Origin of the sequence: Paracoccus kondratievae (assembly GCF_009301415.1) — a bacterium.
In the GTDB taxonomy this organism is placed as follows: domain Bacteria; phylum Pseudomonadota; class Alphaproteobacteria; order Rhodobacterales; family Rhodobacteraceae; genus Paracoccus; species Paracoccus kondratievae.
The window spans coordinates 1371439-1383463 of sequence record NZ_CP045073.1; the positions used below are offsets into that span (position 1 = coordinate 1371439).

At 65.1% G+C, this 12025-nt stretch carries 11 protein-coding genes; 7 read left to right on the forward strand and 4 right to left on the reverse strand.

Annotation, left to right across the window (positions count from 1 at the left end):
• The first annotated feature begins 77 nt into the window (after window positions 1–77).
• From F8A10_RS18105 to F8A10_RS18120, 4 genes are all read left to right on the forward strand, one after another.
• Window positions 78–581, forward strand: coding sequence for a Fur family transcriptional regulator (locus F8A10_RS18105; protein WP_010394201.1), 504 nt, complete (start codon window positions 78–80; stop codon window positions 579–581).
• The gene (locus tag F8A10_RS18110) at window positions 578–1345 is read left to right on the forward strand and encodes a metal ABC transporter ATP-binding protein (protein WP_152368080.1); all 768 of its coding nucleotides are present in this window, start codon (window positions 578–580) and stop codon (window positions 1343–1345) included. Before F8A10_RS18105 ends, F8A10_RS18110 begins: the two co-directional genes overlap by 4 nt.
• Window positions 1346–1351: 6 nt before the next feature.
• Window positions 1352–2134 (forward strand): metal ABC transporter permease, encoded by a 783-nt coding sequence (locus F8A10_RS18115; RefSeq protein WP_010394197.1) that lies wholly within the window; start codon window positions 1352–1354, stop codon window positions 2132–2134.
• Window positions 2135–2348: 214 nt separating this feature from the next.
• Window positions 2349–2552 carry a hypothetical protein gene (locus tag F8A10_RS18120; RefSeq protein WP_029371618.1) on the forward strand — a complete coding sequence of 68 codons (204 nt, stop codon included), beginning with the start codon at window positions 2349–2351 and terminating at the stop codon, window positions 2550–2552.
• A 188-nt stretch (window positions 2553–2740) separates the two neighbouring features.
• Here the strand turns inward: F8A10_RS18120 and F8A10_RS18125 are convergent, their stop codons facing one another.
• The 4 genes from F8A10_RS18125 to F8A10_RS18140 form a co-directional block, all read right to left on the reverse strand.
• Complete coding sequence (locus F8A10_RS18125) at window positions 2741–3406, reverse strand: YjbF family lipoprotein (RefSeq protein WP_085501499.1); 666 nt, start codon at window positions 3404–3406, stop codon at window positions 2741–2743.
• A complete protein-coding gene (locus F8A10_RS18130) occupies window positions 3403–5604 on the reverse strand; it encodes a YjbH domain-containing protein (RefSeq protein ID WP_152368081.1) in 2202 nt (733 codons plus the stop codon). Before F8A10_RS18130 ends, F8A10_RS18125 begins: the two co-directional genes overlap by 4 nt.
• A 93-nt stretch (window positions 5605–5697) precedes the next feature.
• Window positions 5698–6591, reverse strand: a complete 894-nt coding sequence (locus tag F8A10_RS18135) for a hypothetical protein (RefSeq protein WP_152368082.1) — start codon at window positions 6589–6591, stop codon at window positions 5698–5700.
• Window positions 6592–6717: 126 nt separating this feature from the next.
• Window positions 6718–8100, reverse strand: coding sequence for an L-serine ammonia-lyase (locus F8A10_RS18140; protein ID WP_152368083.1), 1383 nt, complete (start codon window positions 8098–8100; stop codon window positions 6718–6720).
• Between the two features lie 229 nt (window positions 8101–8329).
• Between F8A10_RS18140 and dusB the strand changes: the two genes are divergently transcribed.
• Genes dusB through F8A10_RS18155 form a run of 3 tightly spaced genes read left to right on the forward strand, consistent with a single transcriptional unit; the run spans window position 8330 to window position 12009 of the window.
• On the forward strand, window positions 8330–9379 hold the full coding sequence (gene dusB, locus F8A10_RS18145) for a tRNA dihydrouridine synthase DusB (RefSeq protein ID WP_152368084.1): 1050 nt from the start codon (window positions 8330–8332) through the stop codon (window positions 9377–9379).
• The gene (locus F8A10_RS18150) at window positions 9376–10533 is read left to right on the forward strand and encodes a two-component system sensor histidine kinase NtrB (RefSeq protein WP_010394179.1); all 1158 of its coding nucleotides are present in this window, start codon (window positions 9376–9378) and stop codon (window positions 10531–10533) included. Before dusB ends, F8A10_RS18150 begins: the two co-directional genes overlap by 4 nt.
• 9 nt (window positions 10534–10542) lie before the next feature.
• Window positions 10543–12009 carry a response regulator gene (locus tag F8A10_RS18155; protein WP_152368085.1) on the forward strand — a complete coding sequence of 489 codons (1467 nt, stop codon included), beginning with the start codon at window positions 10543–10545 and terminating at the stop codon, window positions 12007–12009.
• Window positions 12010–12025: the final 16 nt, after the last annotated feature.

Genomic DNA, 12025 nt, shown 5'->3' on the forward strand with positions numbered 1-12025 from the left:
GAACTCACTTGCAGAAACTCCCAATCTATTTATGTTATATTGTAACTCGTCAAGTAAAAATGTAACAGTGTAACATCATGTCTGATCCTGCTGCCCCGGCCGAGCCGGAAGATCCATTCCACGACCACGATCATGCCCGTTGCGCCTCGGCGGTGCTGGCGCGTGCCGAAGAGCAGGCCCGGGCCGAGGGCGTGCGCCTGACCCCGGTGCGCCGTCGCGCGCTTGAAATCTTGCTCGAATCGCATCGCGCGATGGGGGCCTATGAGGTGCTTGAACGTTTGTCGGCCGAAGGCTTTGGCAAACAGCCCCCTGTCGCATACCGGGCGCTGGATTTTCTGGTCGAGCAGGGCCTTGCCCATCGCGTCCAGCGGCTGAACGCCTACGCCGCTTGCCTCTCGGACGAGCGTAACCACTCACCCGCTTTCCTGATCTGCCGCGGGTGTGAGCAGGTGGCCGAGGCCGATTCGACAAAGCTGCGCACTGCCCTTCAGCATCTCGCCGGCAGCTCGGGCTTTCTTATTGAGCGGTCGACGGTTGAGCTTTTGGGTCTTTGCGACCGTTGCCGTGAGGCTGGCGCGTGACCTCGCTTATTGAGGCCACCGATCTGACGGTCAGCCATGGCGGGTTGGGGGCCCCGGTGCTGAGCCATGTCGATTTTCTGATCCGCCCGGCCGAGATCGTTACCGTGGTCGGGCCAAACGGTTCGGGCAAATCGACGCTGATACGCGCGCTTCTGGGTCATGTGGCGCTGGATTCGGGCCGGGTCGAGCGCGCGCCGGGACTGCGGATAGGCTATGTTCCCCAGCGCGTGCATATCGAACGCGCGATGCCCATGACCGTGCGCCGCTTTCTGTCGTTGCCGCACCGGGTCCGTGACGATCTGGCCGCGGCAGCCCTGGCGCGGACCGGGGTGCCGGGGCTTGAGCAGCGCCAGATTACCGCCTTGTCGGGTGGGCAGTTCCAGCGCGTCCTGCTGGCCCGAGCATTGCTGAACGACCCGCAGCTGCTTGTCCTTGATGAGCCTACTCAGGGCCTGGACCAGCCGGGGATCGTTGCCTTTTACAAGCTGATCGAAGAGGTCCGGGCCGAAACTGGTGCAGCCGTTCTGATGGTCAGTCACGACCTTTTGGTGGTCATGCGCGCCTCGGACCGGGTGGTGTGCCTCAATGGCCATGTCTGCTGCGAGGGGACGCCTCAGGCGGTCAGCGCCGCCCCGGCCTATCGCGCGCTGTTTGGTGCCGAATCGCAAGGGACGCTGGCCCTTTACCGCCATCAACACGACCACGACCACGATCATATCGCCGGGGGCCACCACCATGGCCCGGGCTGCACCCATCCGCATTGAGGTCCCATGCTTGACGATTTTCTGACCCGCGCCGCACTGGCTGGGCTTGGTCTGGTGCTGGCGACCGGCCCTCTGGGCTCATTCGTGATCTGGAGACGCATGGCCTATTTCGGCGATTCGACCGCCCATGCGGCGATTTTAGGCGTGGCGCTAAGCTTTGCCCTGTCGGCGCCGATCTATCTTGGGACGCTTGCCGTCGCCGTCGCCATGGCGTTGGTGGTGGCTCATCTGACCGGGCGCGGCCAGTCCATGGATACGGTTCTGGGGGTGCTGGCCCATAGCGCACTGGCGCTGGGTCTGGTTGGGGCAAGCTTTGTGCCCTCATTGCGGGTCGGGCTCGACGCATTCCTGTTTGGCGATATCCTTGCGGTCAGCCGGACCGACATTGTCTGGATCTGGGGCGGGTCGGCGCTGGTCCTTGGCCTGCTGATCTGGCGCTGGCAGCGGCTGGTCACTGCCTCGGTCAACGAGGAACTGGCGATGGCAGCAGGAATCGATCCCGCGCGTGAACGGCTGATCCTGTCGCTGGCACTGGCCGTGGTGGTGGCGATCGCGATTCGCATCGTTGGCGCGCTGCTGATCTCGGCTATGCTTATTGTGCCGGCTGCGGCAGCCCGGGGATTCTCGGCAACGCCCGAACGCATGGCCGGTTCCGCAACATTGATCGGCGCGATCGCAGTCCTTGGCGGACTTTGGGCCAGTCTCAGGCTCGATACGCCCGCAGGGCCATCAATCGTGGCCATTTCCGCACTTATTTATGTCGTAACTTTAGGCATTTGGCGGAAATGACCGGTTTCGTGCAGCCGTCTGGGGCCGGCAAATTTCGGCCGGTCGGCTGGCGGTATCCTGCCCACTGTTTCCGGGTTTGGCTATTATGCAACAGTTGCCCAGGTCGAGCGGGGCTTCTCATTCAAGACCGCTTTCCAAGTCCTTGGGTTTATGCGACTGTCGCACCGATGTTGCCGGAAACGGCAGCCGTCAAAGTACTGAACGGAGCATGATCATGACCAAATTCGCTACTTTCGCCCTGGCCCTGGGCCTGTCGGCCTCGACCGCTCTCGCTGGTGGCTACGTCGCCCCGGTCGTCGACGTCGAGCCGGTCGTCGTTGACGAGAAGCCCGCTTCGAGCAACGCCGGCCTTGTCGTCCCGGCTCTGCTGCTGCTGGGCGTCATCGCCGCCGTCGCTTCGGACGACGACGACAGCTGATCTTACAGCGGAACCTTACGGTTCCGTCAGGATCAGGGGCTGACCTTCGGGTCGGCCCCTTTTCTTTTGCGCAAACAGGCCCTTGGCCGCGTTTCATCATGGGCTTTCTGCGCAGCTCATCAGCTAAGAAGAAAGCCGGCCCTCGCGTGAGGACCGGCTTGCTGTTTTCCATGCTGTCGTGGTTTGCTTCAGGGCCGCAGCGTCTGGATGGTCACATAACCCAGCTTCGGCCCCAGCCACTGACGCGAGACCGGCAGATGCCCGCCCTGTGCCATATAGCTGTTCTGGAAGCTCGTACCGTGGCCTTCGCAGCTTTCGACGACAACACCCGCTTTTGGACCCGGCCCGACGGTACAGTCAAAGCTCAGCGGCCGTTCCAGCCCGTCGCCGCTGTAATAGCGCATGACGCGTTTGGCCGAGCCCGGGCGCCCGGCGCGGATCAGCGCCTCGGTCCCCGGCTCAGCGACTGAAAGGTCGTTGCCAAGACCGCGGGTGCCGACGACCATACCGTCGCGCAGAATCAGCGCCTCTTCTGACGGGGCCATAAAGGTCCGCATTGCGCCGTTCTGCCCGGTCATGGCCATGACCTGAGTGCGGCCAAGCGACTCAAAGCCAACCATGACAAGCGGTGCCGGGTTGACGCGCAGCGCCTCGGCGGCCATCTGCTCGGGCGTACGCTTGGGGGCGGCCGGTTCGGCCTTCTCGTTGCGCATCTGGGCAACCGTGCCTCCGGCCGCCTTGGCGGCGATCAGCAGCGGGTTGGTGGCATTGCCGGTGTCGTCGTTGCCACAGGCGGCGAGGCCCGCGATCAGCAGCGCGGACAGCGCTGCGTGGTGGATGCGGCTCGTGATCATCGCCAGAAGCTCCCCCAGCCTTGATAGAGTTTGACCGATTGCGCGTCGCGGACCTTGTCGTAAAGGCGCCCGTTCACGTGAACCTTGGCCCCGCCATCGCGCGACAGCGAACGCAGCGTGGTTCCGGCGCGATCACGCGACGGCGTGCCCGTTGCCCAGGACACCGGGATCGAGATCGTGATCCCCTTGTCGAACGAGCCCTCGCCGAATTCCTCATCGCTGAGGTCGGTCTTGGTGGCATAGGCACCGACGCGCCAGCCATTGGCGAATTCGCGCGTCAGGGTAAAGGTCGCGCCCTTGTCGCCTGCCAGATACTTGCCGACATCCAGTTGCGCGGTGAACCCTTCTGCGAATTCGTAATAGGCCGAGACATGACCCGTGGTGACCTCATAATCGCGGAAGCCAAAGACATCCTCGAAATCACGCTTTCTCACCCGGTTGACCTCTGCACCAAAGGCCAGCGGCGAATTCGCCGGTTTCCACAGCACCTCGCCCGAGACGCCGCCATAGGCACGCTCAAGCAGGCCGACGGTCACGCGGGTATAGACGGCGCGGGTCGGCTGAGCATACCAGGCCAGTGTCAGCTCGGGGATCGTCGGGCTGTCGCTGCCTGTGTACATCCGGGTATCCGAACGCACGCGCGGGACACCGTTGAAATACTCGTAATCCGGGTTCGAGACATATTCTTCGGGCGTGTAATGTTCGCCGCGCTGGCCGGGGATACCCGGGCCGCGCTGCTTCATGGTGCCAAGCGCGCGCTGGCGCACCGTACCCGACAGGATCAGGCCCGGCATGATCTCGTAGCTGGCCTTCAGTTCGGCTCCAAGTTCATAGCGCAGCGGATCCTGCGGGTCGAAAACCCCCAGCTCAAGATAAGGTGCCAGCTTCCAGCGGAAGCGCGGGAACAGATCCGGCGTGGTCACCAGACCGTCGGGGCGCGGTTCGGCATCGACCAGCTGTGCCGCCTCGGCGATGCGGCTCGCCTCAGTATTCTCAAGCCGCTCGACATCCGAGCGGCGCAGCACCACGGACGAGGTCGCCATACCTTCGGAATTCGAAGTGATGACCAGCGTCTCGACCGAAGGCGGCAGCGCGCGGGTCATCAGCCGCGCTGTGCGGCCAACAGCCTCGGCCTGCTGGATATAGCGGGTGTTGCGGATGCGCACCTCGGCGCGGTTCGAGGACAGCGCCATGGATTCAAGGATCTGCCCTTCATCCTTCAGCGCCTTGCCCAGTGCGGTCTGGATCGCGGGTTGCGCGGTCGGATCGGCCGACCAGGCGCCGGACCAGCCATCGGGATCGGCCGAAGGCGCGGGGCGCGGCCGCACCGGCGCCGGGCCTTTTTCCAGCCCCGAGGGGAAGGGCGCATTACGCGGGTTCAGCGCAAAGCTGAACTGAGCCCCGAAAGTATCGCCCCCCAGTGTGTAAAGCCCGACCTGATAGCTGGGGTTGAAGGTATAATAAGCTCCGAAATTGAATTTGCTGTCGGGTTCGTCGTCACCCTGGCGCACATCATCAATGGTGCCATTGGGGCGCAGATAGCGGGCCAGATAGCGGTCATGTGAGTATTCGGCGACCAGGCTCAGCTTGTCATTGACTTGCCAGGTGATCGAGCCAAAGGGTCTGGCGCTGCCCGAGAACCACTCGTCGACATTCGGTTTGCCGCCGTTGTCCTCGGTGTCGATGGTCCGGGGCTTGCCTGCCAGCGTGCCCCAGCCGATACCGATGCTGGCGCGAATGTTGGGGGTGATGGTCTTGGTCGCGACGATATATTCGCCCGAATAGACCCCGGTGCCCAGAAAATCCTGCAGCCCGACCGAGACTGCGGGGCGCCAGCCCTGTTCGTCTATGAACTGGAAGCGCAGGTCGAATGAGCGGTCCCAGATATGGCCAAGATTGTTGTGGTCATTAATCCCCTCGACCCGCGAATAGCGCAGGGCGGTGGTCAGCCGGGGATGCAATTGGAATACCACGTTATGACGGCGCGCCCGGTCGGTATATGACACCGTCCCGCCCAATGTGCCATCGGGCAGCATCTCGGCGGTCGGGGTATCGACCCCGCCCGGCAAGCCGTAACTGTTCAGCACATTGCCGATCAGCGGATCGGTATGGGCTGGCTGGGCACCGAGACCCAGCAAAAGCGCCACCGGCACGGTCGAGGCCAGCAGGCGGCGGGTAAGAAGCGAATGGGCGCGCATCGGCGGGTCCTTTCAGGTCTTGGCCCGCAGCAAGGGCGGCGGGTGGGCCGACACCGCGCGAACCCTTCCGCGCGGCGTCTGGGTTTTTGTGACTTACTCGCTGGTGGCGGGCGGCAGGACCAGTTCGGGCGCAGGCACACCGCTGGCCGGTGCCGGGCTGCCGCTTGCCGCCGGGGCGGGTTCGCTGGCCGGTGCCGCCGGTGCGGTCGTGGGCGCCGCGCTTTCCGGAGTGGTGCTGGCCGGTGCGGTGCTGGCCGAGCCGGTGGCGGGGGCCGTGGTCTCAGGCGCAGTCGTTGCCGGGGTCGTGGTTGCGGGCGTCGTGGTTGCCGGGGTCGTCGCCGGGCTGTTGTCGGTCGAGGTTTCCGGCTTGCTGGTCCCGGTCGCGTTTTCCGCGGCGGGTGCCGTCGTGTCGCTGGCGGGGGCGGCCGGTTTCGTCGCCGGAGCGGCAGGTTTAGGCTGAGCTTTCGGCTTTGGCGCGGCGGACGATGCGCGAACCTGAGCCTTGGGCATGGTGTCGGTCGGGGCCGCACAGCCGGTCAGGCGCTGGCTGCCGACGCGCAACCGCGCAGTAAAGGGCGATTTCTGATCGCCGACCTCACATTCGGCCGCCTGAATATTCAGCGCAAAGACCGAACCGTTCATCGTTCCGATGAATTCGACCCCGCGGCCATAGACCATGCGGCGCACGGTAACGCCGACGGATTTCGCGCCCGACCGTTCATAGACGGCGGTCTTGTCGTTGGCGGTCACCGCCCAGCCTGCGCCAGCGGCGCGGAAGATCGCGGTGTTGAGGGTGCGTGCCTCGGCAGTAGCGATAGGTTTCGCCTCGCCCCCGGTCTCGATCGGCTGTTCCAGCGGCGAGACGGCGGGCGGGCCGGAATGGCCGGGGGCCGCCTCGGGCTCGGCCGATTTCTGGAAGGGCAACTCGCCGCAGGCGGCAAGGGCCACTGTCATCGCAAGCACGGCGCATGCCGAACGGAATTTCATCTGCTCTGTCCCGGTTCCCATGGGTATTGCTTATGCCGATTGGCTACAGGAAGGGCAGGGCTTGAGCAAGCACAGACAGGGCCCGCAAGGGGTCAGGACCGCCGGTGCGCGATAATTTGCACGCAGTCAGCAGTTCGGGACGTTGACCGCAAGCCCGCCGAGCGAAGTTTCCTTATACTTGTCGCTCATGTCGCGACCGGTCTGGCGCATGGTCTCGATGGCGGCGTCCAGCGGAACGAAATGCTGGCCATCGCCGCGCAGGGCCAGACTGGCCGCCGAAACGGCTTTGATCGCGCCAAGCCCGTTACGCTCGATACACGGCACCTGCACCAGACCTTTGACCGGGTCGCAGGTCATGCCCAGGTGGTGCTCAAGCGCGATTTCGGCCGCGTTCTCGACCTGCTCGGGGGTGCCGCCCATGACCGCACAGATCCCTGCCGCCGCCATGGCGCTGGCCGAGCCGACCTCGGCCTGACAGCCGCATTCCGCCCCCGAGATCGAGGCATTATGTTTGATAAGCCCGCCAATCGCTGCGGCGGTCAGCAGAAAATCGTCCAGCTGCCGCTCCGAGGCTCCCGGGACATGGTCGAGCCAGTAGCGGATCACCGCCGGTACCACGCCCGCCGCGCCATTGGTCGGCGCGGTGACAACCTGACCGCCGGCCGCGTTTTCTTCGTTCACGGCCATGGCATACATCGACATCCAGTCATTGATGACATGGGGCGCGGTCAGGTTCATGCCCGCCTCGGCCTTCAGCGCCTCATGGATGGCGGCGGCGCGGCGGCGGATCGACAACCCTCCGGGCAGGATGCCGCGGGTTGCAAGGCCGCGGTCCATACAGTCCCGCATCACTTGCCAGATTCGGTTAAGTCCGGCCGAAATTTCAGCATCCGTGCGATAGACGCGCTCATTCTCGCGCTTCATCCGGGCGATGGATTTGCCCGATTTTTGCGCCATCTCCAGCATCTCGGCGGCCGAGGCAAAGGGATAGGGCACCTTGGGGGCGGCATCGGTCCGGGTATCGTCGCCACGCGCGGCCAGTTCGGCCTCGGTCATCACGAAACCGCCGCCGATCGAATAATAGATCTCTTGAAAGATCACGTCGCCCTGCGCGTCGGTTGCCATCAGGATCATGCCATTGGCGTGGCCGGGCAGCGGACGGTCATAGTCAAAGATCAGGTCGTGCACCGGGTCAAAGACCAGATCGCCCAATCCCGCAGGCGACAGCACCCTTGTTTCGCGGTTGCGGGCCAGCGTGTCCTCGGCTGCCTCGGCATCCATGGTTTCGGGCAGGAAACCGGCAAGGCCAAGGATGGTGGCGCGGTCGGTGGCATGGCCTTTCCCGGTGAACGCCAGGCTGCCATGCAGACTGGCGCGCAGCCCATGGGCGCGAAAGGGCTGCTGGCGCAGAGCGTCAAGAAAACGGCCCCCCGCCACCATGGGTCCCATGGTGTGAGAGGAGGACGGGCCGACTCCGATCTTGAATATGTCGAAGACGGAAAGAAACATCGCGCACTCCCTGGCTGGCAGGGCAAGCCTAGCCGCCCTTGCCCCCAGGAAGCCAGAGCCGTTGCGACAGCGGGCCTGAAGCTCCGCGACATTTGACGAAACCGGCTCTGCCCTGTATTTAGGCATCAAGCACCAAAAACAGGCAAAATTCCTAATCGCGGCATCGCCTGCCAATCAGGCAGACGCCGCATTCTTTCGCATTCCCGCAGTGTGGCATACGAGTTTTCCCATGACATTGCCCGAACCCATCACCCTTGGCTCTGTGCGGCTTGGCCCTCCGGTCTTTCTTGCGCCGATGGCCGGCATCACCGATCTGCCCTTTCGTCGCGCGGTGGCGCGTCATGGCGGGGCGGGGCTGATGGTCAGCGAAATGGTCGCCTCGACCGAGATGGTGACCCCGCGCCCCTCGACCCGCGCGGCGGTACGCGCCAGGGCCCTGACCGAGGGGGCGTTGCCCGTCAGTGTCCAGATTGCCGGGCGCGAGGCGGGCGCTATGGCCGAAACGGCGCGCATAGTCGCGGGCATGGGCGCACGCATTATTGATATCAACATGGGCTGCCCGGCGAAAAAGGTCACGGGCGGGCTGTCGGGTGCTGCGCTGATGCGCGACCTTGATCATGCACTGGGACTGATCGAGGCGGTGATCTCGGCCGTGCCCGATCTGCCGGTGACGCTAAAGATGCGGCTGGGCTGGGATGGCGACTGTTTGAACGCGCCGGAACTGGCGCGCCGCGCCAGCGGGGCCGGGGTCCGGATGCTGACAGTCCATGGCCGCACCCGGGCGCAGTTTTATACCGGCAGTGCCGACTGGGCGGCGATCCGGGCCGTGGCGAACCTGCCTGATCGCCCGCCGTTGGTCGCCAATGGCGATGTGGTCGATGCGGCCAGTGCCCGCGCGGCGTTGCGCCAATCGGGGGCCAATGCGGTCATGGTCGGTCGTGGCGCACAAGGGGCGCCCTGGCGGCTGGCGCAGATCGCGCATGAGCTGTGGGGTACGCCCGCCCCGGTCATTCCCAAAGGCGCTGCCCTGGCCGGGGCGGTGGCCGAGCATTACGATGACATCCTGTCGCTTTATGGTCGTGAGCTGGGCTTGCGCGTCGCGCGCAAACATCTGGGCTGGTATGCCGAGGCGAACGGTGCCCCGAACCGCGCCGAGCTTTTGCGCGCCCCGACCCCCGAGGCGGCGATGTCCGCAATCCGCGCCGGGTTCGGCGATGCCGATGTGGCGCTGGTTGATGCGGTCCATGCCAACGCTCAGGCGACCGAGGTGCCCTCATGACCAGCCGCGTCCGGTCCGAAATGCTGCCCGACCTTGAGGTGGAAACCGCAGGCGGCTTCATTCCGGCAGAGGTAGGGCCGAACTGGTCGGCGCTTCCCCTGCCAGCGATCATTCTGGATGCGCAGGGCCGGATCGCGGCGATGAACGACCTGGCCGAGGCCTTTCTGAACATCTCGTGCCGCTCATCCCTGGGCCATGCGCTGGAAGGGCCCGAGATGCTCAAACGATTGCGCATCGTGCCCTCGCTTGGCTCGATCCTTGAGCGAATGCGCGAAGGGCATGAGGCGCTGAACCACGCCGGTGTGCGCTTTGAGATCGGCGACCGCTCGGGCGGGCATTCCGATCGTGTCGCCACCGTTCACGCCGGGCAGGCCCCCAGCCCCGAAGGGGGAACCGTCATCCTGCTTGCCCCCAGCGACGGGGGTGGCCGGCTGGGGCAGGGGCAGGCGGCGCGGTCTGCCGCCCGCTCGGCCATCGGCATGGCCGAGATGCTGGCCCATGAGATCAAGAACCCGCTGGCAGGTATTCGCGGCGCGGCGCAGCTCATCGGCATGAACCTTGAGGCCGAGGATCGCGACCTTGCCGATCTGATCGTCGCGGAATCGCGCCGCATCGTCGAACTGCTGGATCAGGTCGAGCGGTTTGGCGACACCTCGGCCCCCCGCCTGGCGGCGGTGAATATCCATGACGTGCTTGAACGTGTGCGCCGCTCGGCTGCTGTCGGCTTTGGCAGAGGGCTGCGGATCGTACCCGATTACGACCCCTCATTGCCGCCGGCGCTGGTCGATTCCGATCAACTGGTGCAAGTCTGCCTGAACCTCGTCAAGAATGCCGCCGAGGCGATTGGCAGGGCGGGGCAGGGCACCACCATCCGCCTGCGCAGCTTTTACGACGGCACCCTGCGCCTCGCCCCGACCGAGGCCGAGCCGCAGGGCCGCAGCCTGCCTCTGCAGATCGAGATCGAGGATGACGGTCCCGGCATCCCCGAGTCGCTGATCGGCGCGGTGTTCGAGCCCTTTGTTTCGGGGCGAGAGAACGGCACCGGGCTGGGTCTCGCGCTTGTTTCCAAGATCATTACTGACCATGGCGCGTGGATTGCGCTGGAATCCCGGCCTGGTCGCACCGTTTTTCGCATTTCATTGCCCAAAGCCTGAGGTTTCTTCATGGACGGCACCGTTCTGATCGCTGACGACGACCGCACCATCCGCACGGTCCTGACCCAGGCCCTGACCCGTGCTGGCTGCCGGGTCCACGCCACCGGCTCACTGTCGCAACTTTTGCGCTGGGTCGAGGAGGGCCGCGGAGATCTGGTCATTACCGATGTGATGATGCCCGATGGCAATGGCATCGACATGATCCCGGCGATCCACAAGGCACGGCCTGACCTGCCGGTGATCGTGATCTCGGCCCAGAATACCATCGTCACCGCCATTCGTGTGACCGAGGCGGCCGCCTTTGACTACCTGCCAAAGCCCTTTGACCTGCCCGAGCTGATGACGCGGGCCAATCAGGCGCTGTCGCGGCGGGTGCGCAAAACCGATCCAGCGCCCTCGGCCGCGCCTGTGCCCGAGGCGGTTGCCGATCCGGCCCTGCCGCTGATTGGTCATGCTCCGGCCATGCAGAACCTGTTCCGCATGGTAGCCCGGGTTCTGAACGCCGATCTGCCGGTGATGATCGCGGGCGAGGCCGGGGTGGGCAAGACCGTGGTCGCGCGCTCATTCCATGACCTTTCGGACCGGCGCGAGGCGGGGTTTGTCGTGCTGACCTCGGCCGATCTGTCCGAAGAGGCGATCCATAATGCCGCCGACCGCGCCCAGGGCGGTACGCTGTTGATCGAGGATCCGGCCGGGTTCGACACCGCCGCTCAGGCCCGGCTGATCGGCATGATCGAGGCATGGGAGGTCGGACCGCGCCGCAACCTCATGCCGCGCCTTGTATCGACCACCGGCGCTGATCCGCAGGCGGACGTGGCAGCCGCGCGGTTGCGGGCGGATCTGTATTACCGCCTTGCCGGGGTCACGATCACCGTGCCGCCGCTGCGCGCCCGTGTGGATGACATCCCGCCACTTGCGCGCCACCTGCTTGCCCGCGCCGCGGCGCAGGGTCTGCCACATCGCACCCTGTCCGAAGGGGCGACGGCCCTGATCCGCGCCTATCCCTTTCCCGGCAACGTGCGCGAGCTGGAAAACCTGACCCGTCGGCTGGCGCTGACTGCCGCCGGATCCGAGATATCCGAGGCTGAGGCCCATACCGCATTGGCGGAATCCAGCCCAATCGTCCCCCCCGCCCCGGCAGGTGCACCCGCTGTCCGTAACGGAGCACCCGCCCCGGTCGCGGCCCCGGCCGCCGCTGCCGTTCCGCTGGGTGAGCCTGCGAACATGCGGCTGGCCCAATCGGTCGAAATGCACTTGCAGCGCTACTTTGATCTGCATGGCGATCAACTGCCGCCGCCCGGCCTTTATGACCGGATCCTGCGCGAGATCGAAAAGCCTTTGCTTGAGATTGCCTTGGATGCGACTGGCGGAAATCAGCTGCGTTGTGCCGATCTTTTGGGCATCAATCGCAATACTCTGCGCAAGAAATTGACCGACCTGAATATTGAGGTGACACGGCGGCGCAAACTGATGTAAAACAGCCACAGATGGC

Excerpts from the sequence above, each read along its gene's own strand:
- F8A10_RS18105 (WP_010394201.1), top strand. The coding sequence starts at position 78 with ATGTCTGATCCTGCTGCCCCGGCCGAGCCGGAAGATCCATTCCACGAC.
- F8A10_RS18115 (WP_010394197.1), top strand. The coding sequence starts at position 1,352 with ATGCTTGACGATTTTCTGACCCGCGCCGCACTGGCTGGGCTTGGTCTG.
- F8A10_RS18120 (WP_029371618.1), top strand. The coding sequence starts at position 2,349 with ATGACCAAATTCGCTACTTTCGCCCTGGCCCTGGGCCTGTCGGCCTCG.
- F8A10_RS18125 (WP_085501499.1), bottom strand. The coding sequence starts at position 3,406 with ATGATCACGAGCCGCATCCACCACGCAGCGCTGTCCGCGCTGCTGATC.
- F8A10_RS18130 (WP_152368081.1), bottom strand. The coding sequence starts at position 5,604 with ATGCGCGCCCATTCGCTTCTTACCCGCCGCCTGCTGGCCTCGACCGTG.
- F8A10_RS18135 (WP_152368082.1), bottom strand. The coding sequence starts at position 6,591 with ATGAAATTCCGTTCGGCATGCGCCGTGCTTGCGATGACAGTGGCCCTT.
- F8A10_RS18140 (WP_152368083.1), bottom strand. The coding sequence starts at position 8,100 with ATGTTTCTTTCCGTCTTCGACATATTCAAGATCGGAGTCGGCCCGTCC.
- dusB (WP_152368084.1), top strand. The coding sequence starts at position 8,330 with ATGACATTGCCCGAACCCATCACCCTTGGCTCTGTGCGGCTTGGCCCT.
- F8A10_RS18150 (WP_010394179.1), top strand. The coding sequence starts at position 9,376 with ATGACCAGCCGCGTCCGGTCCGAAATGCTGCCCGACCTTGAGGTGGAA.
- F8A10_RS18155 (WP_152368085.1), top strand. The coding sequence starts at position 10,543 with ATGGACGGCACCGTTCTGATCGCTGACGACGACCGCACCATCCGCACG.